This window comes from Streptosporangium sp. H13245, assembly GCF_055690525.1.
In genome coordinates this window covers 25,448-47,309 of record NZ_JBSZKT010000032.1, presented here as the reverse complement: position 1 = coordinate 47,309, position 21,862 = coordinate 25,448, and the positions used below count along the sequence as shown (strand labels likewise).

15 protein-coding genes and 1 riboswitch are annotated in these 21,862 nt (G+C 70.6%); of the genes, 12 read left to right on the top strand and 3 right to left on the bottom strand.

Annotation, left to right across the window (positions count from 1 at the left end; translation table 11 throughout):
* Nucleotides 1-213 precede the first annotated feature (213 nt).
* Nucleotides 214-3,738: a S8 family serine peptidase gene (locus ACW9TB_RS30885; protein ID WP_472751613.1), complete on the bottom strand. Its 3,525-nt coding sequence runs from the start codon at nucleotides 3,736-3,738 to the stop codon at nucleotides 214-216.
* Nucleotides 3,739-4,014: 276 nt separating this feature from the next.
* Between ACW9TB_RS30885 and ACW9TB_RS30880 the strand changes: the two genes are divergently transcribed.
* From ACW9TB_RS30880 to ACW9TB_RS30865, 4 genes are all read left to right on the top strand, one after another.
* On the top strand, nucleotides 4,015-4,977 hold the full coding sequence (locus tag ACW9TB_RS30880) for an alpha/beta hydrolase (protein WP_472751612.1): 963 nt from the start codon (nucleotides 4,015-4,017) through the stop codon (nucleotides 4,975-4,977).
* Nucleotides 4,978-5,372: 395 nt separating this feature from the next.
* Complete coding sequence (locus tag ACW9TB_RS30875; protein ID WP_472751611.1) at nucleotides 5,373-7,430, top strand: N-acetylneuraminate synthase family protein; 2,058 nt, start codon at nucleotides 5,373-5,375, stop codon at nucleotides 7,428-7,430.
* 29 nt (nucleotides 7,431-7,459) lie between these two features.
* Complete coding sequence (locus ACW9TB_RS30870) at nucleotides 7,460-8,386, top strand: glycosyltransferase family 2 protein (RefSeq protein ID WP_472751610.1); 927 nt, start codon at nucleotides 7,460-7,462, stop codon at nucleotides 8,384-8,386.
* Nucleotides 8,386-9,669 carry a polysialyltransferase family glycosyltransferase gene (locus ACW9TB_RS30865; protein WP_472751609.1) on the top strand — a complete coding sequence of 428 codons (1,284 nt, stop codon included), beginning with the start codon at nucleotides 8,386-8,388 and terminating at the stop codon, nucleotides 9,667-9,669. Before ACW9TB_RS30870 ends, ACW9TB_RS30865 begins: the two co-directional genes overlap by 1 nt.
* 102 nt (nucleotides 9,670-9,771) lie before the next feature.
* Here ACW9TB_RS30865 and ACW9TB_RS30860 read toward each other — a convergent pair whose 3' ends face one another.
* A complete protein-coding gene (locus ACW9TB_RS30860) occupies nucleotides 9,772-10,974 on the bottom strand; it encodes a DUF6716 putative glycosyltransferase (protein ID WP_472751608.1) in 1,203 nt (400 codons plus the stop codon).
* Nucleotides 10,975-11,089: 115 nt separating this feature from the next.
* On the bottom strand, nucleotides 11,090-12,028 hold the full coding sequence (locus tag ACW9TB_RS30855) for a hypothetical protein (protein ID WP_472751607.1): 939 nt from the start codon (nucleotides 12,026-12,028) through the stop codon (nucleotides 11,090-11,092).
* Between the two features lie 274 nt (nucleotides 12,029-12,302).
* Here ACW9TB_RS30855 and ACW9TB_RS30850 point away from each other — a divergent pair, with 274 nt between their 5' ends.
* The 8 genes from ACW9TB_RS30850 to ACW9TB_RS30815 all read left to right on the top strand — a co-directional run bounded on the left by ACW9TB_RS30850 (nucleotide 12,303) and on the right by ACW9TB_RS30815 (nucleotide 21,851).
* Nucleotides 12,303-13,178: an oxidoreductase gene (locus ACW9TB_RS30850; RefSeq protein ID WP_472751606.1), complete on the top strand. Its 876-nt coding sequence runs from the start codon at nucleotides 12,303-12,305 to the stop codon at nucleotides 13,176-13,178.
* Between the two features lie 15 nt (nucleotides 13,179-13,193).
* Nucleotides 13,194-13,772: a TetR/AcrR family transcriptional regulator gene (locus tag ACW9TB_RS30845; protein ID WP_472751605.1), complete on the top strand. Its 579-nt coding sequence runs from the start codon at nucleotides 13,194-13,196 to the stop codon at nucleotides 13,770-13,772.
* Nucleotides 13,773-14,668: 896 nt separating this feature from the next.
* Nucleotides 14,669-14,806: riboswitch (cyclic di-AMP (ydaO/yuaA leader) on the top strand.
* A gap of 18 nt (nucleotides 14,807-14,824) precedes the next feature.
* Nucleotides 14,825-15,520: a CHAP domain-containing protein gene (locus ACW9TB_RS30840; RefSeq protein WP_472751604.1), complete on the top strand. Its 696-nt coding sequence runs from the start codon at nucleotides 14,825-14,827 to the stop codon at nucleotides 15,518-15,520.
* Nucleotides 15,521-16,078: 558 nt separating this feature from the next.
* The gene (locus ACW9TB_RS30835; protein ID WP_472751603.1) at nucleotides 16,079-17,428 is read left to right on the top strand and encodes an ABC transporter substrate-binding protein; all 1,350 of its coding nucleotides are present in this window, start codon (nucleotides 16,079-16,081) and stop codon (nucleotides 17,426-17,428) included.
* Nucleotides 17,429-17,511: 83 nt separating this feature from the next.
* Complete coding sequence (locus ACW9TB_RS30830; RefSeq protein ID WP_472751602.1) at nucleotides 17,512-18,489, top strand: carbohydrate ABC transporter permease; 978 nt, start codon at nucleotides 17,512-17,514, stop codon at nucleotides 18,487-18,489.
* Nucleotides 18,490-18,581: 92 nt separating this feature from the next.
* The gene (locus ACW9TB_RS30825) at nucleotides 18,582-19,388 is read left to right on the top strand and encodes a carbohydrate ABC transporter permease (RefSeq protein ID WP_472751649.1); all 807 of its coding nucleotides are present in this window, start codon (nucleotides 18,582-18,584) and stop codon (nucleotides 19,386-19,388) included.
* A complete protein-coding gene (locus tag ACW9TB_RS30820) occupies nucleotides 19,385-20,809 on the top strand; it encodes a GH1 family beta-glucosidase (protein WP_472751601.1) in 1,425 nt (474 codons plus the stop codon). Before ACW9TB_RS30825 ends, ACW9TB_RS30820 begins: the two co-directional genes overlap by 4 nt.
* 34 nt (nucleotides 20,810-20,843) lie before the next feature.
* The gene (locus tag ACW9TB_RS30815) at nucleotides 20,844-21,851 is read left to right on the top strand and encodes a LacI family DNA-binding transcriptional regulator (RefSeq protein WP_472751600.1); all 1,008 of its coding nucleotides are present in this window, start codon (nucleotides 20,844-20,846) and stop codon (nucleotides 21,849-21,851) included.
* The last annotated feature ends 11 nt before the right edge of the window (nucleotides 21,852-21,862 follow it).

The window sequence follows — 21,862 nt, the reverse complement described above, 5'->3', positions numbered from 1 at the left end:
CCCCGCCAATCCCCGGCTTCGTACGACCCGTAACGCCGTTTGACCAGGACTTTGCCCCTCCGTCCAGCCTGCGGAGCCCACCCGTCCGGCCCACGAAGTCCCTCCGGCCGCCCGCGGAGCCCGTCCGGTCGGCTGGGCTCCGCGGGCCATCCGGAGACGAGGACGGCCCGTCCCGCGAGGAGTGCGGGACGGGCCGTCGGGGGATTCAGGCCGCTACGGGGTGGCCTTGTCGGGGCGCTCGGAGACGCGGATGCTGTTGAGCACGGTGTCGCCGACCCGCTTGGCGAACCGCACGTTGAGCTGGCCGTCGGTGACCTTCACCGTGTACTGCCGGGTGGTGGCGGTGTACGCGCCGGTCTCCAGGGCCAGGTCCAGCGCGGGGATCGCGAGCTGGCCCTCGACGATGACGTCGAAGACGCGCTGGCCCTCGCGCTTGCCCCGGGTCTCGGCGAAGCCCAGCTCGACGGCGTAGGTGCCGTTGGGCACCTGGTCGAACCGGTACTCCAGCATCCCCTCGCGGACGCTCCTGAACAGCGCCTGCTCGGTGGTGCCGACGATCGTCCTGCTCGCCGTGTTCGTCTTGGTGGAGGTGCCGACGTAGCCGTGGCCGCCGGTGCTGTGCTTGCGGTCCGCGGTCCAGCGGTCACCGGCGGCGTCGACGACGTCCTTGGTGCCGCCCACCTCGACGGCGACCTGGTGCTTGGGCACCACGACCGTCACGGTGATCTCGATCAGCGGGTTGCGGCCGCTCGCCGAGCGCACCAGCAGCTTGCCGGTGCGTACGGTGCCCGGCTGGACACCCGCGCTGGAGGCGGTGACCTTCAGCGTCACCGACGCGCCCTTGGCGAGCTCGCCCGCGGCGGGCGTCACGCTCAGCCAGCCCTGGGCGGGGTCGGTCGTCACGGTGTAGGCCGTTCCGACGCCCAGGTTGGACAGGGAGACGGTGCCCGTCCTGGTGGTCTCCGCCGGTTGCACCAGGGTCAGCTCGGCGACCGAGGCCGTCACCTGGCCGGTGGCAAGCGCGGTGTCGGCCCTGGTCACGGCCCCGGCGGTGATGGTGACCTCCTGGGTGAAGGTCCCGTAGTTCTCCTTGGAGACCTCGACCCGGTAGTCGCCCAGCAGGATCTGCCCGAGGAACCTGCCGTCGGCCCCGGTGGTGAAGGTCGCCACGTCACCGACCTTGACCGTCGCGCCCGCCAGCGGGCCACCGTCGTTGGCGTCGGTGACAATGCCGGTGAGCAGCCCGTGCCGGCTCGCGGTGAAGGTCAGGCTCTGGCCGTCGCCGATCGCGGCGCTGTTGAAGGAGTACTGCAGCGCGTCGGTGCCGTCCGCGTTCTCGACGCCCACCGTGGCACCGATCCCGGCGTCGCGCTCGCTGTCGATGCTGTCGTAGCGGTATCCGACCGAGCCGTTCTCGCCGAGCAGTGCCGAGAACGAGACGCGCTGGGTGGCGTCGGCGTAGAAGCGGGCGTTGCGCCACTCGACGACGAAGGTCCGGTTCGGCGCGGTCCCGACGGTGGCGGTGTAGATCCCGGACTGGTCGTCCAGCACGAGGTCGTCCCAGAGGGGGTAGAGCGCCGCGTTGGGCGCGGCGGTGGCGGGCAGGGCCCCGTTGCTCGCCAGGGCGGCACTGTCCTTGAAGGCCAGGAACCCGTTGGTGCTGAGCCAGGCGCCGGTGTAGCCGGTGCCGTAGAACGGGAAGGTGAACGGCAGCGTGATCTGCTGGACCGCGTCGTCGCCGGTGAGCGTGCTCTTGGCGGTGCCCGCGACGTACGCCAGGGTGCCGCTGTCGCAGGTGTAGCCGAAGGAGTCGGTGCGGCGCGGCAGGTCGACGTCCTTGGCCAGGTCGCCGTTCACCGTGATCGGCGCGGTGAGTTCTCCCGCGCACCGGGAGCCCGGGGTGACCTTCAGCTGGTAGTCGCCGTTGGGCAGCGTGAGCCGGTACCGGCCCGCCGCGTCGGCGACCGCGCTGACCGGGGTGCCCACCGCGGTCAGCGTGGCCCCGGGCTCGGGGGCGCCCGCCGCGGTGACCGTGCCCGAGACCACGCCCGAGGCCCGCTGCGTCAGGGACACGTCCTGGGTGACCGTCTCGTCGGCCAGGACGGTGACGGTCACGGCGGTGGCGTCGTCGTACCCGAACTTCTTCACCGTGAGCTGGTACTCGCCCGCCAGCAGGCGGGGCAGCGCGTACGTGCCGTTCTGCGCGGTGGTGACCGTGCGGTTCAGTGGCCCGGTGACGGTGACGGCCGCCGCGGCCAGCGGCGTGCCACCGGCGGTGACGGTGCCGGTCAGCCCGCCGAGCTCACCGGCGGGGGTGGCCTGGACCGCCGCGAACGCGTCGAGCCTGCCCTCTCCCCAGACGTTGTTGTCGGCGGCGGTGCCGCCGCAGCGCGTGTCGTTGACGTCGATCGCGGTCCGGTCGAGCAGTTCCCGCGTGGTGGCGATGTCGCCCAGCAGGGCGGGAGAGGCCGACCACATCAGCGCGATGGTGGCCGCCAGGTGCGGCGCGGCCATCGAGGTGCCGGAGTTGGACCCGTAGCCGTTGTTGGGCAGGGAGGAGCGCACGTCGACACCGGGGGCCGCGAGGTTGGGCTTGATCTCGCCGTTCTCACCGGCACCTCGGGTGGAGAAGGTCGCGATCGCGTTGTTGACGTCGAACGCGCCGGCGCTGTAGCTGGCGACGTACTGGCCGGGCGAGCCGCTGGAGTTGCAGCCCGCGTTCGTGACGTTGCCGTTGGCGAAGACGGGGAAGATGCCCGCCGCGACCCACGCGTCGACGGTCGTCTTGTACCAGGGGTTGAAGCCGCCGCCGCCCCAGGAGTTGTTGACGATGTGCGGCGCCAGGTCGGGACGCGGGTTGTCGCCGTTCAGGTCGGTGGGCGCGAGCACCCACTGCCCGGCGGCGAGCAGCGAGGCGTCGGAGCAGGTGCTGGACTCGCAGCCCTTGACGGCGATCCACTTCGCGCCGGGGGCGACGCCGATCGTGTTGGTGCCGCCGTCGTCGCCCACCATGGTGCCCATGGTGTGGGTGCCGTGGCCGTTGTTGTCGCACGGCGCGGCGCCGGAGCAGATCCCGGCCGGGTCGAACCAGTTGTAGTCGTGGTCGACGCCGTCGGCACTCTTGCCCCGGTACTTGGCGGCCAGCGCGGGGTGGTCGAACTGCACGCCGGTGTCGATGTTGGCCACGACGATGCCCTCGCCGCGGACGCCGAGCTCACCCCAGACCCGGGCGGCGTTGACGCGGTCGATGTTCCACTCGATCGCGCTGGTCTTGGCCACCTCCTTGCCGGGCAGCGGCTCGGGCACCTTGGTGACCCGGCTGGGCTCGATCCGGTCCACCTCGGGCCGCTTGGCGATCTCCTCGGCCAGCTTGGCGTTGCCGGTCACCTGGATGGCGTTGACGATCCAGAAGGGGGTGAAGTCGGCGCGCTCGGCGGTCAGGAGCGCGCGCAGTCCCGCCTGCGACGAGGTGGCGACCTCGGTCTTGGCCCGGAAGACCTGCGCGGCCTTCTCGGTCTTGGTCTTCGCCCTGCGGGCCGCGCCGAGGTCGGCGGCGCTGTCCAGGTGTACCCAGAAAGTGGCCTTGTCGTCCGTGGCCAGATCCGCCAGAACGGTCTTGTCGATCTTTTCGGGAGCGGGTGCGGGGGCGGCCTGGGCCACACCCTGGGGAAGGACGAGCACGAGAGCGGTGGTGATCCCGGTCAGGACCGAGCGCCAGCGTCGAGGGGTGTTTGACACGCATTCTCCTTCACTCCGGGCGAGAGTTTCCCGCCGGGCAGAGCGACGCGGGCTGTACACGATCTTTACAACCCACGTGGAGAATCCTGAATAGATCTTGTGTAGTTTTCAAGCTTTCAGGTTACTAAAACGCCATATGTCATCAGAATTAACATGAATGGGCGGGCCAAAATAGAGGTCCACGCCCGCGACGAGTTCCCGCGCCTCCCTCCTCCCCGGGGCCGTTACGGCATGTGGGCTTCACGCGGTCGTGCTCAACGCGGGAGGATTGGCGGCGTGAACCGCACCGCTGTACGTCTGGGAGTCCTCCTGCTGGCCGCCGTCGCGGTCGCGGCGGTGCTGCTCGCACTGACGCCACCGTCCTCGACCGGCACGTACGGCGGGGAGGACGCGCGAGCCTCCGCCGTCGCGGTGAAGAAGCTGGGCGAGCGCGACCACGAGCTCACCGTCACCTCCACCGCGCTCGGCCGCGAGGGCAGGGTCAGGGTCCTGCTGCCCGAGGGGTGGTCGCCGGACTCGGGTCCGTGGCCGGTGCTGTATCTGCTGAACGGCTGCTGCCAGTCCGGCTACGACACCTGGATCACCAAGGGCGGCGCCGCGGAGCTCACCTCGGGATACCGCGCGCTCGTGGTCATCCCCGAGAGCGGCCCCGTCGGCTTCTACTCCGACTGGCGCGAGGGCCCCGGCTGGGAGACCTTCCACCTCACCGAGGTCAGGACCGTCCTTGAGCGCGACTACGGCGCCGGGGAGCGGCGGGCGGTGGCGGGGCTGTCCATGGGTGGTTTCGGGGCGATGTCGTACGCGGCCCGCCACCCCGGCATGTTCCAGGCGGCGGCGTCCTTCTCCGGGGTGCTGCACACCCGCGACGGCAACGGCGGCGTCGACTGGCTGCTCGGGCAGTACGGCGAGGAGTCCGTGAGGCTCTGGGGCTCCCCCGGGGATCCGGAGTGGGCCGCCCACAACCCGGCCGACCTCACCGGCGCGCTGCGCGGGGTGCGGCTCTTCGTCTCCAGCGGCGACGGCTCTCCCGGCCCGCTGGACGACGCCTCCGCGGCGCGGGACGAGGGTGAGGCCGCCCTGCTCCTCCAGGCCGTGACCTTCGTCGAGCGGGCGAGGGCGAACGGCGCCGACGTGGCGGTCGACTTCTACGGCCCCGGCACGCACTCCTGGCCCTACTGGCGCCGAGGCCTCGAACGCTCGCTCCCCATGCTCATGGGCTCCATCGGCGCGGCCGTCTAAGGACCCACCCGTCACCCCGCGCAACGCTGATGGGCGCCATCGGCGCGGCCGTCTGAGGACCCAGAACGCTCATGGACTCCATCGACACAGCCGTCTGAGGACCCACCCGTCACCCCGCGCAACGCTCATGGACTCCATCGGCGCGACCGTCTGAGGACCCACCCGTTGACCGGACCGCCCCCATACCCCGCCCGGTATGGAGGGGTATGGAAGGCTACGTACACGCCGTCCGGTGCCGTACGCGACACGCCCAGGCTGGAACTCCCGGCGGCGCGGAAAGTTAAGACGGGCGACTCTGGACGTTCAACTCAGACACCCCTTTCCGGTCACCCTCGTGGCTAGGTTCCTATGACACCCCAGCTCAGGGGCGTTCGCCGTATGTCTGAGGAGCCACCTTGCGAGTCCTGGCCGTTGTCCCCGCCCGTGGAGGTTCGGTGGGGGTTCCCCTGAAGAACCTGGCCTCGGTGGGCGGCAGTCCCCTGGTCGCCCGTGCGGTACGGGCCTGCGTGCGCGCCGAGCTGGTCGACGAGGTCGTGGTCAGCACCGACCACGAGGGCATCGCCGAGGTGGCCCGCGCCGCGGGCGCGACCGTGATCGACCGGCCGGGAGAGCTGAGCGACGCGACCGCCTCCAGCGAGTCCGCCGTGCTGCACGCGCTCGACCAGGTGTCCGAGGTCCCCGAGGTGGTCATCCTGGTGCAGTGCACCAGCGCGTTCATCGACCCCGCGGACCTGGACAGCGCGATCTCCAAGGTCCTCGACGGCAGCGCCGACGTGGTGTTCTCCGGGCTGGAGACGCACGAGTTCCTGTGGAGCGCCAGCGGCGCGGGCGTCAACCACGACCCGTCCTACCGCCCCCGCCGCCAGGACCGCGAGCCGAACTTCCGCGAGACCGGCGCGTTCTACGTGATGCGCACCGAGGGCCTGCGCGAGCACGGCCACCGCTTCTTCGGCACCGTCGCCGTGCAGCAGGTGCCCTCGCGCCACGCCATCGAGGTCGACACCCCCGAGGACCTGGAGATCGTCCGGGCGCTGGCGCCCTTCGTCGACGAGCCCGAGCCGATCGACGTGGACGCGGTGATCACCGACTTCGACGGCGTGCACACCGACGACCGCGCCTACGTCGACCAGGACGGCCGTGAGACGGTCGCGGTGAGCCGCTCCGACGGCATGGGCATCTCGCTGCTGCGCCGCGCCGGCGTCAAGCTGATGATCATGTCCACCGAGCACAACCCGGTGGTCGCGGCCCGCGCCCGCAAGCTCGGCGTGCCCGTCCTCCAGGGCCTGACCGACAAGCAGACCGTGCTGCGCGACTGGCTGGCCATCGAGGGCATCGACCCGGCCCGCGTCGCCTACGTCGGCAACGACGTCAACGACCTGGGCCCGATGAGCGACGTCGGCTGGCCCGTCACGGTCCCCGACGCCCACCCCAAGGTCCGCGCCGCCGCCAGGACCGTGCTGACCAGGGCCGGAGGCGCCGGAGCCGTACGGGAGCTGTGTGACCGCGTCCTCGCGGCCCGCCCGGCGGGCGAGGTCGCCGTCACCCCCGCGCCCCGCGCCGAGCTGCGGCTCACCCCGGTCGCCAAGCCCGTCCAGATCGGTGACGCGCTCGTCGGCGCCGGGCAGCCGGTCTACGTGATCGGCGAGATCGGCATCAACCACAACGGCGACCTCGACATCGCGCGCAAGCTCATCGACGTGGCGGCCGAGGCGGGCTGCCAGGCGGTCAAGTTCCAGAAGCGCACCCCGGAGATCTGCGTGCCGCTGGAGCAGCGCGACCAGATCCGGCAGACGCCCTGGGGCGAGATGACCTACATGGAGTACAAGATCAGGACCGAGTTCGGCCTGGACGAGTACACCCAGATCGCCAAGTACTGCGAGGAGCGCGGCCTGCACTGGTTCGCCTCGCCGTGGGACGTGCCGTCGGTGGAGTTCCTCGAGGCCATGAACGTGGTCACCCACAAGGTCGCCTCGGCGAGCGTGACCGACCTGGAGCTGCTCCGCGCGCTCGCCGCGACCGGCAAGCCGATCATCCTGTCCACCGGCATGTCCACGCTGGAGGAGATCGACCGGGCGGTGGAGCTCATCGGCACCTCCAAGCTGGTGCTGATGCACGCCACCTCCACCTACCCCCTGCCTCCCGAGGAGGCCAACCTCCGCACGATCGTCACCCTCCAGGAGCGGTACGGCGTGCCGGTCGGCTACTCGGGCCACGAGCGCGGCCTGCAGATCTCGCTCGCGGCGGTTACCCTGGGCGCGGTGACCGTGGAGCGGCACATCACGCTCGACCGCACCATGTGGGGCTCCGACCACGCCGCCTCGCTGGAGCCGGCCGGCCTGGAGCACCTGGTCCGCGACATCCGGATCATCGAGACCGCCCTGGGCGACGGTGTCAAGCGCGTCTTCCCCGGCGAGGAGGCTCCCAAGTCGCGCCTGCGCCGCGCCACCGTATGACCCTCTGACACGGGAATGGGAACAACAACTTGATCAAGCTGTCCGTCGTCGTCCCGGTGCGGGACGCGGAGGCCTACATCGGTGACGCGCTGACCTCGCTGGTCAGGAACGCGCGCCGAGACTTCGAGTTCATCGTGGTGGACGACGGATCGGCAGACCAGACCGGGCAGATCGTCGAGGACTTCCGCGACGACCTGCCCGGTCTGGTCGTGCTGCACAACGACGCACCGGTCGGGCTCGCCGACGCGCGCAACCTCGGGGTCTCCCTGGCCTCCGGCCGCTACCTGACCTTCATGGACGGCGACGACTGGCTCGCGCCCGGATACCTGGAGAACCTGGTCGGGGCGATCGAGCGGCTCGGCTGCGACTTCGTCCGGGTCGACCACGTCCAGGTGGAGGGCAGGAAGCGGGTGATCCACCGCGCGCCGCTCGCCACCCGGGGGGTCGTGCTGAAGCCGCGCGACCACATCCTGCCCGCCCGGTCGAAGACCATGGTCGACTACCCGTACGCGTGGGCGGGGGTCTACCGCCGCGACCTCGGCGAGCTGCTGACCTTCCCCGGGCACCTGCACACCGCCGAGGACAGGCCGTGGATCTGGCGGCTGCACCGTGGTGCGGGCTCGTTCGCGGTGGTGTCGCTGGCCGGGCTGTTCTACCGGCGGATGGTGTCGGGCTCGCTGACGCAGATCGGCGACGCCAGGCAGCTGCACTTCTTCGACGCCTTCGACCTGGTCTTCGAGGGCCTGGAGGAGGAGTTCATGCCGAAGGCGGTCCGCATGTTCCGCGCGCTCCTCGCCCACCACCTGGAGATGGGCGAGCGGTTCTCCCCCGAGCTTCGCGCCCGCTTCGAGGAGCGCGGCGCCGCGACCCTGAGGCGGTTCCCCACGGACCTGCTCGCCGAGACCCGTCTGGATCCGGAACGCGACCAGATCCTGCAGAGACTCCTGGAGGGCTGATGACGCAGCTGTTCTACGCCTCGACGCTGTTCGGCGCGATGACGCTGGCGGCGGCGATCGACGACGGCCGCTTCGGCCCGCGCGAGGGACGCCGGATCCTGCTGGTGTCCAACAACGCGGCGATCCCGGAGATCACCCCGTCCCTGGACGAGACCCCGGGCTTCGCCGCGCTGCGCCCGCGCTTCGACGAGCTCCACTCGTGGAACGAGATCGTGGCCCCGCTGCACCCCTCGGACTGGAAGGCGCGCGTCATCGAGGTGCCGATGCTGAGCCGCCTGGTCGGCTCGCACCTGTCCCTGGGCGACGGGCCCGCCGAGCTGATCCTGGAGTCCATCGCGGTCCCCCCGGGCAGGACCCTGGGCGGGCTGGTCAAGGACTGCCCGATCTCTGTCTACTCCGACGGCCTGATGAGCTACGGCCCGACGCGCGACCCGCTGCCGCTGGAGATCTCCGGCCGGATCACCCGCCTGCTCCACCTCGACCTGGTCCCGGGCCTGACGCCGCTGCTGCTGTCGGAGTACGGGGTTCCCGCCGAGACCCTCCCCGACCGGGCCTTCCTCGACGTGATCGGGAAGGTCGGCGGGGGGTCCGGGAACGCGCCCTCGGGCCGGGCGATGATCCTCGGGCAGTACCTGTCCGCCCTCGACATCGTCACCCCCGAGGAGGAGGCGGGGCTGCACGCCGACATGCTGCGCGGCCTCGTCGCCAGGGGGTTTCGCGGCGTGCTGTTCAAGCCCCACCCGGCGGCCGGGCGCAGGCACGCCCAGCAACTGCGCGAGACGGCCGCCGAGCTGGGCGTCGAGCTGGAGGTCGTGGCCGAGACCGTACCCGCCGAGTCGTGCTTCGCCGCGTTGCGGCCCGAGCTCGTGGTCGGCTGCTTCTCCACCGCCCTGATCACCGCGAGCCGCTACTTCGGGCTCCCGGTGGCGACGGTGGGCGGCGACCTGGTCCTGGAGCGGCTCGCCCCGTACGAGAACAGCAACCGGATCCCGGCCACCGTCACCGACGCCCTGCTGCCGCGCCTGTCGGCGGACGGCTCCCTGGAGGAACCGCCGCCGGTGGATCTTCCCGCCCTGGTGAGCGCGGTCGGCTACTGCATGCAGGCCGAGGTGTATCCGGAGCTGCGCGAGGGCGCCGCCGCCTACCTGGAGACGCACGGCCCGGCCCGCTACTTCAAGCGCCAGCGCCTCGGCGCCCTGGACCTGATCACCCCCCAGGCCGCCGCCCGGGAGCGGAGCCCCCTGGGCAGGCTCCGCAACCGCCTGTCGAGGGCGTTCCCCTAAAAAAACCCTCGCCGGGTCCCGCCCCGGCGTCCGCCGCGACCGCGCGGGGCCGCCTCTCCTTGAAGGAGACCGGCGGCGCCCGCGAGGATCGCTCCGGGGGTCCTAGCCGAGCGCCTTGAGGTAGCGGCGCATCCGGCGCTTGGCGCGGTAGCCGACGCGCAGCACGTTCGGCGGCACCTCCACGCGCATGCGGGCACGGCGGCGGGCGGCGGCGTACTCGGGACCTTCGAGCAGGGAGTTCGCCGGGACGAGGCGTCCGGAGCGGGCCTGCCCGACCAGGGAGACCATCCGCGACACCCAGTCGCTCTCGCCGCCGGGGTGGAAGTAGTTGACCTTGCACCAGCCGTCGTCGGGGTCCAGGAAGCGCCCGGCCGTGAGGTCGTCGAGGGTGCCGAGCAGGCCGCTGTCCTCGAAGACCAGGTTGATCATCTCGGCGCCCACCCCGAAGTCCGACAGCACCAGCAGCGGCACCTCCTGGGCGATCGCCTCCAGGGCCGCGGTCGAGCTGACGGTGACGAACCCGGCCGCGTGGGTCAGGTGCTCGTCCATGGGACCCACCGCGAAGCGCACGGCCTCGGCGCGCACCTGACCCGCCTCGACGAGCGACTGCCACAGGCGCTGGTAGTGGTAGCGCTCGTTGTGGGTCTGGCGCTCGGTGTCCAGGGCGCGGAGCTTGACGACGACGTCCAGGTCCGGGCGGCGTCCGGCCAGCTCGGCCAGGGAGAGCAGGACGCGCTCGCGCTCCTCCCTGCGCTTGGGCACCTTGGCCTGGGTGGCGAACACCACCCGGTCGCGCGGCCCGGTGGTGGAGATCTCCGCGTCACCGCGCAGGAACGGCAGCCGGGCCAGCCCGATCTGGCCGCCCCCGCCCAGCCGGGTGCCGATCTCCGAGAACTCCTCGACCTCCCGGCCGCTGTGCAGCACGAACAGGTCGCACCCGCTGCGGAACAGCCACGCCTTCTCGGTGGCGGGGACGGAGATGCCCGGCAGCCCCGAGACGAACACCGGCCGGGGCCGCAGCCCGGCCAGCACGTCACCGGTCAGCACGTCCACCACAGGTCCCGTACAGGCGACGAGCACCACGTCGGGCCTGAAACGCTCCGCGGACCGGCGCAGCGCGCGGGCCGACAGCACGGGCGGATCGGCCGCCGAACCCACGACGGCGGCGTGGATCTGCGCCGGCGACGGGGTGATGGGGGTACGGACGACCGCAAGCTCCGTCTCACAGCCCGAGGGCAGGTCCCTCAGCAGGCAGGCCGCCCACTTCAGGTAGGAGTCGGAGTCGGCCACGGCCAGGACCTTCAAAGAGAACCTCCGGCGGGGAATCCCCCGGTTTCGTGTGTGGAGAGGATTCGTGTGTGGGAAAGCGACACGGCGCGCGTCCCGCGGGCGGCGAGCCCGGCGGGTCCCGGCCGTGGGGTCATGGCCCTGCGACTCCCGTGTCGTGATGGGCGAACCTCGACAGGTGGGAGCGGAGGGACGGCGCGGCCTCGGCCGTCCACCACTCGTCGGGGACGTCCACCGTCTCCACGGCGACGCCCCGGGCCGAGAGCAGGACCCGCAGGGAGGTGACCGCGGTGGACGGCAGGCTCAGCACCCGCTGTTCGGCGGCCAGGCCGCGCAGGGTCATCTCGGCGGGGATCCCGCCGTCGTAGACGGTGATGCCAGGCTGCTCCCCGACCCGGGCGAGATCACCGGGATCCTCGCGGCGGTGCGGGAAGTAGGCCACCGGCTCGGCCGAGCCGAGCCCGGCCAGCCAGGTGAAGTAGCGGTCGCGGTGGATCAGGCCGTTGCGGACCAGCGAGGTGCCGAGGACGACGGTGCGCTCCTCGGGGCGGGGCCTGCGCAGCGGCTGGGACCGCAGCCAGGCGAAGTCGTGGGTGACCAGCTCGGCTCCCCTGGCGCGTACGGCCTTCGCCAGGTCGGGGGGGACGGGCAGCGCGGTGAAGATCGACAGACGGCCCGAGCGGGCGGCGGCGCGCAGCCTGAGCCCGGCCGCCGCGCCGAGGGCGGTCCTGAGCCTTCCCACCTTCGCCCTCGCCCTCAGCAGGGGCGTTCCGACCCTGTCGGTGAGCAGCTCCAGGAGCCTGATGGTGGCGAGCCCGTCGTCGACGATCACGATCCGGCCGGGGAGCGCGGTGAGCCAGCGGAACTGGACCTTGCCGGAGAAGGCGTCGCCCACCACCCAGGTCTCACCCCGGCGCGGCCGGGGCATGTCGGGCCGGGCCTCGGTGAGCTCCAGCCCCTCGGGCAGGGTGAGACGGCCGAGTTCGCGACCTGTCACGGCCAGCGGGCGGAGCTTCGCCCTGGGCACGAGATGACTGCGGGCGCCGAGCAGCCCGGCATGGTGGGCCTCCACCGCACAGAGCATCTGCAACGGGGATTCCACCCAGGCAACGGCCGAACCCTGCTCCCGCGCGTGGTCTCGACCGTCCTCCACGCCGGGCGATGACCCGTTCACGACTGCCACAACCTAACCCGGCGGCCTTAAGCGCTCGGGAACTGCGGGTGAACAGCCGACCACGTGCGCTTGCAGATGATCTTTTCTGTCTTTACCTTGGTGTACGGAACCGTTTCGTACACCTTATGATCCATCGTAGATCCGTCCGTCAATCCGGCACGAGGAGCGAGCGATGTGGACAGCTGACGAGATCCCCGACCTGACCGGCTCCGTCGCGGTGGTCACCGGTGCGAGCGGCGGCATCGGGGTGCCGACGGCGCTCGAACTGGCCAGGCACGGCGCCCGGGTCGTGCTGACCGCGCGCGACGCGGACAGGGGCCGGGCCGCGCTCGACGCGATCAGGGCGGCGGTGCCGGGGGCGGCGGCCGAGGTGCGGGCGCTCGACCTGGCCGACCTCGCGTCGGTGCGCGCGTTCGCCGAGACGGTCGACGGACCGCTCGACCTGCTGGTCAACAACGCCGGGGTGGGCCCGATGCCCCGTCAGACCACCGCCGACGGCTTCGAGACCCAGTTCGGCGTCAACCACCTGGGGCACTTCGCCCTGACCGGGCTGCTCCTGCCGCGCCTGCTGGCCGCCCCCGCCGCGCGGGTGGTCACGGTCTCCAGCGACGCCCACTCCGTCGGCGCGATCGACTTCGCCGACCTGGGGCTCGAACGCCGGTACGGCAGGTTCTCCGCCTACGGCCGTTCCAAGCTGGCCAACCTGCTGTTCACCCTGGAGCTGCAGCGCCGCGCCTCCGGGACGGCTTTGCTCAGCCTGGCGACCCACCCGGGCATGACGGCCACCGGCATCATGAAGCTGGGCGCCCTCACCCGCCCGGTCAACGCCCTGCTGCGCCTGGCCCTGCAGCCGCCCGCCAAGGGCGCCCTGCCCTCCCTGTACGCGGCGACTTCCCCCGGCGCGAGGGGCGGGCAGTACGTCGGGCCGGGGCCGAAGCCACTGCGCCCCTCGCCGAAGGCGCTGGACCCGGCCGTGGCGGCGAAGCTCTGGGAGAGGTCGGAGGAGCTGACGGGCGTACGATTCGGGGAGATCAAGCAGCACTCGTGAACCACCGGAGGCACCTTGCGTCTCGATCCCGCACGGGAACGGGCGATCCTCGACGCGACTCTGGACCTGCTGTCCGAGGTCGGATACGACCGGATGTCCGTCGACCAGATCGCCAGGCGGGCCAGCGCCAGCAAGGCCACGATCTACCGTCGCTGGCCGGGCAAGGAGGCGCTGGTCGTGGACCTGATCTGCAACCACCTCGGGATCGAGGTCGAGCCGCCGCCGGACACCGGGTCGATGCGCGGGGACCTGATCGAGGTCGTGGACGGGTTCTGCCGGATCCTGGAGCGGAAACACGCGATGATCTTCGGCCTGTTCCCCGCGCTCCTCACCTCACCCGACCTGGCCGCCGCCCTGCGCGACAACGTGCCCCGCGCCGACATCACGGGCACCACCCCGCTGCTCGACCGCGCCGGGGAGCGCGGCGAGCTGCCGGGGCCGGTGGACCCCGCGGAGCTGAGGAAGGTCACCGAGGCGCTGGTGTGGTACCGGCTGTTCTTCACCGGGAAGCCACTGGACCGGGAGTTCGTCGAGGAGACGGTCGACCGGTTCCTGCTCCCACTGTTCCGCGCGTGGTCCGGCGCGAACAGCTGAGGCCGTGAAGCCGGGCCCGTACCCCCAGGGCCGCGAAGCCGGGGCCTTGAGGCCAGGATCGCGAAGCCGGTGTCGTGTAACCCCGGGCCCGTAACCCCGGGCCCGTGAGGCCAACGCCACGAAACCGGAGCCGTGAAGCCGGGACCGCGAAGCCGAAGCCATTGAAACCGGGGCCATGAAACCAGCGCCGCGAAGCCAGCCCCGTAACCCCAAAGCCGTGAAACCCGGAGGCCGCCACCCCGTGCGCTTTTACCTCCATGAGCGGCGGGGCCTTTGGGAAAGCGTCTTCCTTTACCTCGCGCCTTTACCTCCGCGACCGCCGAGCCCCTCCGAGGGCGCGTTTCTTTACCCTCCGGGCGACAAGGCCCGCCAACGGGCCGATCGCACCTTCGCCTCATCGCTCTGAGCTGCGGAAACCCCTTCGGGCACGGGTCGCGAGCCGCCGGGTCCCGCGTGCCGTCTCCGGGTCTTCCATGGGAAAACCACTACCATCCGCATACTTTTTACTATCGAATACCTGTTCGAGAGTTCGAGGGCGCACCGCCTCCCACCAGGGGCTTCGTCCGCGCGTAATACCATCTCTCCGCGGACACCTCGCGGGCGGGTCCCGGAAAGCGGGATCGCCGTGGACACAGAGGATCCCGGACACCCTCCCACTCGACGGGAAGAGGCGCGACCGGGCGCGGCCCACCCCTCTCCCCGGGCCGGGCGACACCCCGCCGCACCCCCTCCGCTCGGACGTATTACCAAGTCAGAGCAATGTGTCCCACTTGTAATCGTCTGTCCTCTTGTCGTACGTTCGTCCTGTTCATGGCAATTGTCTAGGTCTATCCAGATCTGAGCATTGCCGTCACATTGCCCGACCGTGTTCCACCCGGTGGATCCCTCCGCCACGGTGAGCACGGCCGCCGAATCCGCGAGGTCTGCGGAACCGGGGAACCACGTTCCTGGGGTGAATCAGCGCACTGTGCGCCGTAGGGCACTTCCCAGCCCGAACCCGTCAGCTAACCCGGTAGGCGGAATGGAAGCGAAGCAAGGAGTCGAACCCCCGTATGGCCAAGCATCGCCTCATCTCCACCCCCCGTACAGCGTGCGCCGTCCTGGGCGCGTGTGTCGCCCTGGCGACCGGCGCCACCGGCACCGCCCTGGCCGACGGTCACGGTGTCGTGAACGCGCCGCCCGTTGACGCCAGGGCCCAGGATTCCAAGACCGCGAAGACCCCGCTCCAGATCGTGGCCGAGAGGCTCCCCAAGGTCTCCGCGGCGAAGGTCCTGGACCTCGCCTCCAAGCAGATCGGCGTCCGCGAGAACGCCCAGGGCGGCGGGACCAAGTTCCACTCCTGGTACATGTCCACCCCCCGCGCCAAGGAGACCCTCGCCCGCGACGGCGGCAACAGCGTGTACGACTACGCCAACGCCCCCTGGTGCGCGATGTTCGTCTCCTGGGTCGGCGAGATGGCCGGTATCCGCCCCACGATGGGCTGGGACGCCTACACCGTCGCCCACGCCAAGTGGTTCAGGAACAACGGGCACTGGGGCACCATCCCCACCCCCGGCGCCGTCGTCTATTTCGACTGGGCCGGTGGCAAGACCATCGACGGCATCGACCACGTCGGCTTCGTGAAGAAGGACAACGGAGACGGCACGATCACCACGATCGAGGGCAACACCGGCAACGGCGACGTCGAGCAGCGCGTCCGGCCGGTCTCCCAGGTCGTCGGCTACGGTTACCCCGTCTACTCCAACTGACACCCGCACCCGCCGCCCGTACCGCCATCCCTCATGGCGCGAACGGCGCGAACCGCGCGAATAGTGCGAACGGCGCGGGCACCCCGGCACCCCCGCCGGTGAGCGCGGGCCGGTCCACGACTCCCAGGGGCGCCGCTCGAACGAGCGGCGCCCCTGACGGCGTTCTCCGGCGTTCCCCGGCACCTCCCCGCTCGGCCCCCTCCCGCCAACGCCCCTCCTGCCGACGCCCAACTCCGGCCGACGCCCCCGATGACGGCCGCCCGCGCACCCCGCGCGGACACGAAATGCCCCGACTGTATGTCCATGAGATGGGAGCGCTCCCAATCACCCTTATGGGTGATATATCCCCACTTCATACCGAAAGTCCTACCTAAAACGGCCGGATGTAACGGTTGAGTTTCGGCATATTGACGTCCCGGTTGCCCATCGTCCACTCTTCGTGGGAGCGCTCCCAAAGCACATTGAGGAACGACCTCGTCGCGAGGACCGCGTTTGTCGGGGACCGGTCCGCGATGTCGCCTCCCAATGATTCGGGCGACCACCTGAGAGGGGTCCGGAATGTTGAACAACAAGCGGCACGGCAGGCTCGCCGCCGTCGCGGTCATGGCGGCCACCGCCCTGGCCATCACGTCGTGCAGTTCCAGCGAGCCCGCCGCGCCCGCCGCGGGCGGCAGCTCCGCCGCGGCGGCCGAGCCGGTGACCATCACCGTGCACACCTTCGGCGGCGGCGAGAACTTCGGCTACGACAAGGCCGTGGAGACGTGGAACGCGGCGCACCCGAACATCCAGGTCAAGTACCAGAACCTGACCGACCGTTTCGAGGACGTCTACCTCCCGCAGCTGCTCCAGCGCCTGCAGGCCAACAGCGGCGCGGCCGACATCATCGCCCTGGACGAGGGCGCGATGGGCCTAATGAAGGCCCGCCCGCAGTTCTTCACCGACCTGGCCGAGTACGGGCTGGACAGCCGCAAGGCCGACTTCCCCGCGGCGAAGTGGGAGAACGGCATCAACGCCGACAGCAAGCTCTTCGCCCTGGGCACCGACATCGGCGGCATGACCATGTGCTACCGCAAGGACCTGTTCGAGAAGGCGGGCCTGCCCACCGAGCGCGAGGAGGTCGGCAAGCTCTGGCCGGACTGGAACGCCTTCAAGGCGATCGGCGAGAAGTTCAAGGCCGCCAACCCCGGCAAGACCGATCCCAAGTTCCTCGACGGCCCCAACACGCTCTACAACGTGATCCTGTCGCAGGAGGCGCCGAAGAACGGCAACGTCAACTACTTCGACAAGAACAACCAGCTCATCATCGAGACCAACCCGGCCGTCAAGACCTCCTTCGACACGGTGAAGAGCTTCAGTGAGGCGGGCCTGACCGCCAAGCTCGCCTCGTTCAGCCCGCCGTGGAACGCCGCGATCAAGAAGGGTGCCTTCGCGACCCTGGGCTGCCCGGCCTGGATGCTCGGCGTGGTCTCCGGCGCGGCCGGTGACGACAACAAGGGCAAGTGGGACGTCGCGTCCGTGCCCGGCGGCGCGGGCAACTGGGGCGGCTCCTACCTCGCGATTCCCAAGCAGAGCAAGCACCCCAAGGAGGCCGCCGAGGTCCTGAACTACCTCACCGGCAAGGAGGGCCACATCATGGCCTTCCAGGAGGCCGCGGCCTTCCCGAGCTCGCTCGTCGCGCAGCAGGACCCGGCGGTCGCCGACCTGAAGAACCCGTTCTTCAACGACGCGCCGACCGGCCAGATCTTCGGCGCCTCGGTCAAGGACCTGCTGCCCGTCTTCCTCGGCGAGAAGCACGCCCAGGTCAAGGCCTCGGTGGAGAAGGTCCTTGAGGGCATGGACCAGGGCTCGGTCCCCTACGACCAGGCCTGGACCAGGTTCCTCGCGGCCGGCGTCAAGGCAGCGGGCTGATCCCCGTACCGACCCGCATCGGCCCGGCTGCGGTGATCCCGCGGCCGGGCCGGTCGCCTGCCCCCGCTGAAAGGCTCTGACCGATGACACTGCACGTCGACTCCCCGGCCGCCCCGCCGCGGCCCGGCCCCCGCCGGTCGCCGCGGCGCCGCGGACCGGAGCGGGGCAGTGGGTGGGCCCGGTTCGACCTCCGGGCGACCCCCTACTTCCTCGTCTCCCCGTACTTCCTGCTCTTCGCGATCTTCGGCGTCTTCCCGCTCGGCTACACCCTCTGGGTGTCGCTGCACGACTGGGAGCTCGCCGGGGACAAGACCCTCGTCGGCCTCGACAACTACATCGAGCTGATCACCGACGAGACCTTCTGGAACGCGGTGGTCAACACCCTCGGCATGTTCGTCATGTCGACGATCCCGCAGCTCATCCTGGCCCTCCTGCTGGCCAACGCGCTCAACAAGCGCATCCGGGGACGGCTCTTCTTCCGCCTCGGCGTGCTGCTGCCGCTGATCACCTCCGTCGTCGCCGTCGCGGTGGTCTTCACCCAGCTGTACGGGCGCGACTACGGCATGATCAACTGGTTCCTGAGCTTCTTCGGGGTCGACGCGATCAACTGGCAGAACGAGAAGTGGTCCTCGTGGATCGCGATCTCCACGATGATCGACTGGCGCTGGACCGGCTACAACGCGATCATCCTGCTCGCCGCCATGCAGACCATTCCCAAGGACCTCTACGAGGCCGCCGCCATCGACGGCGCCTCGCCCAGGCGGCAGTTCTGGCAGATCACCATCCCGATGCTCCGCCCGACGATCATCTTCACGGTGTTCATCTCCACCATCGGCGGCCTGACGCTGTTCACCGAGCCGGTCATGTTCGACGGCAACCCGACGATGAGCGGCGGCGCCACCGGCCAGTACCAGACCGTGGCGATGTTCATCGTCAAGGAGGCGTTCCGTGACTTCGACTTCGGCTACGCCGCGGCCGCGGCCTGGCTGCTGTTCGCGCTGATCCTCGTCGGGACGCTCGTCAACTACTCCTTCACCCGCCGTATCGGGGGTTCCAAGTGACGGTCACCCAGCTCCGGCGGCCCCCCGCGCAGCACTCCCGGCGGTCCTCCGGCCCGTCGGCCGCGCGGAACCGCATCTGGGACGCGGGCCCGATGACGAAGGTCGTGCTGGCCTTCGCCCTCGTGCTGTCGGCGTTCCCCATCTACTACATGTTCATCATGGCCACCCGGACCAACGAGGAGGCCATCGACGTACCCCCGCCGATGCTCCCCGGCGGCCACCTCGGGGAGAACGTCGCGCGGCTGCTGTCCACCGAGGACGCCTACTTCCTGACCGGCCTGACCAACTCGGCCATCGTCTCGGTCACCGTGACCGTCTCGGTCGTGCTGATCTCCACCCTGGCCGGTTTCGCCTTCTCCAAGCTGCGCTTCCGGGGCAGCAAGATCCTGCTGGGCATGATCCTGCTGACGATGATGGTCCCGCTCCAGCAGATGGGCGTCGTGCCGCTGTACGAGCTCATGGTCACCCTCGGCTGGACCGGCCAGCTGAAGGCGGTGATCCTGCCCTTCCTGGTCAACGGCTTCGGGGTCTTCATGATGACCCAGTACGCCACCCAGGCGGTGCCGGACGAGCTGGTCGAGGCGGCCCGCGTCGACGGCGCCTCGACCATGCGCATCTACACGAGCGTCATCCTCCCGGCGCTCCGGCCGGGAATGGCGGTGCTCGCCCTCCTGGTCTTCATGCAGACCTGGAACGAGTTCATGTGGCCGCTGATCGTGCTGAACCCCGACAACCCGGTGGTCCAGACGTCGATCGCGGCGCTCAACCAGGCCCACGGAACCGACTACGTGATGCTGTTCACCGGCACCGCGGCGTCGGTCCTGCCCCTGTTCATCGTTTTCATCGCGTTCGGCCGCCAGATCGTCGGCGGACTCATGGAAGGTGCGGTCAAGGCGTGACCACGCAAGAGACGCGGATTCAGACCCCGGATCTGGTGTTCCCGACGGACTTCGTCTGGGGCGCGGCCACCTCCGCATACCAGATCGAGGGCGCGGTCTCGGAGGACGGCCGAGGCCACTCCATCTGGGACACCTTCGTCAAGCAGCCGGGACGGGTGGTGAACGGCGAGCACGCCGACACCGCCATCGACCACTACAACCGCTACCGGGACGACGTGCGGATGATGGCCGAGCTCGGCCTCGGCGCGTACCGGTTCTCCATCTCCTGGCCCCGGATCCAGCCCGAGGGGCGCGGCGCCGTCAATCCCGGGGGCATCGGCTTCTACAGCCGCCTGGTCGACGAGCTCCTCTCCCGGGGCGTCGACCCGTGGGTGACGCTCTACCACTGGGACCTGCCCCAGCCGCTGGAAGACGCGGGCGGCTGGCCGTCGCGGGACACGTCGAAGCGCTTCGCCGACTACGCGGCGGCCGTGCACGACGCGCTGAGCGACCGGGTCCGCAACTGGAGCACGGTCAACGAGCCCTGGTGCTCGGCGTTCCTCGGGTACGCCTCGGGCGAGCACGCCCCCGGACGGCGCGAGCCCGACAGGGCCGTGCACGCCGCCCACCACCTCCTGCTCGCGCACGGCCTGGCCGCGCAGGCGATCCGGGCCCAGCGGCCGGAGACCCTCATCGGCGGCTGCGTCAACCTGTACGCGATCTCGCCCCAGACCTCCTCCGAGGCCGACCAGGACGCCGCCCGCCGCATCGACGGGCTGCAGAACCGCTTCTTCCTGGACGCCCTGCTCAAGGGCGAGTACCCGGACGACGTCATGGAGGACCTCGGCCGTCCGGCGGGGCTCGTCCACGACGGGGACCTGGAGCTCATCTCGGCGCCGCTGGACAAGCTGCTGATCAACTACTACAGCCGCTTCACCGTCTCCGGCACCCCCGGCGGCGCCGCGTCGGCCGCGGCGGCGCCCACCGACACCGGGTCGCCCTGGGTCGGCAGCGAGCACGTGTCGTTCGTCGGGGGCGGGCGGCCCGTGACGGCGATGGGCTGGGAGATCGACCACTCGGGGCTGCTGGAGGTCCTGCACCGGCTGGCCGCCGAGTACCCGCGCCTGCCGCTGGTCATCTCCGAGAACGGCGCGGCCTTCGACGACGTCGTGGGCCCCGACGGCGTCGTCCACGACCGCGACCGGGTGGGCTACCTCGACGCCCACCTGCGTACCTGCCACGCCGCGATCGAGGCCGGGATCCCGCTGGAGGGCTACTTCGCCTGGTCGCTGATGGACAACTTCGAGTGGGCGTGGGGGTACGGCAAGCGGTTCGGGCTGGTCCACGTCGACTACGAGACCCAGGTCAGAGTTCCCAAAGAAAGCGCTCTCTGGTATGCCGGGACCATCAGGCGTGGAGGCCTGAGCGGTCCGGCAGAATAGGGGCCGGGAAATTCACCACTGGGGGCGCAAACACATGAACGGCGACCGTCGTCCGACGCTTGAGGCGGTCGCGGCCCTGGCCGGTGTCGGCCGGGGCACGGTGTCGCGGGTCATCAACGGCTCTCCGAAGGTGAGCGAGAAGGCCCGCGACGCCGTGCTGCGGGCGATCCAGGAGCTGGGCTATGTGCCCAACAGGGCGGCTCGCGCGCTGGTCACCCGGCGTACCGACACCGTGGCTCTGGTCGTCTCCGAGTCGGAGCTGAGGGTCTTCGACGAGCCGTACTTCGCCGGGACCATCCGCGGCATCGGCTCGGCCCTGTCCGAGACCGGCCTGCAGCTGATCCTCGCGATGGCGCAGTCGGAGCAGGAGCACGAGCGGCTGGAGCACTACCTGACCGGGCAGCACGTCGACGGGGTGCTGCTGATCTCCCTGCACGGCGCCGACCCGCTGCCGGGGCGGCTGGAGGCGATGGGCGTGCCGACCGTCATCGGCGGCCGCCCGGTCGGCCTCACCCCCTACAGCTACGTCGACGTCGACAACCGGGCCGGGGCCAGGCAGGCGGTCAAGTACCTCCTGGGCAGGGGCCGCCGCCGGATCGCCACCATCGCGGGCCCCCAGGACATGGGCGTGGGCGTCGACCGGCTCGCGGGCTACCGCGACGCGCTGCTCGCGACCGGCGTGAGCGAGATCGTGGCGTACGGCGACTTCAGCGAGGAGAGCGGCATGGCGGGGATGCGCAAGCTCCTCACCGAGAACGACGACCTGGACGCCGTCTTCACCGCCTCCGACCCGATGGCGCTGGGCGCGATGCGGGTGCTGCGCGAGGAGGGCAGGTCGATCCCCGGCGACGTCGCGGTGATCGGCTTCGACGACTCCCCCGCCGGGGCGCACTCCTCCCCCGCCCTGACCAGCGTGCACCAGCCCACCGAGTCGATGGGACGGCAGATGGCCCACCTGCTCGTCGCGCGCATCAACGGCGAGCATCTGGAGCAGCCGGTGGTGATACTGGACACCCACCTGATCGAGCGCGCCTCCGCCTGACTTTCCCCCCG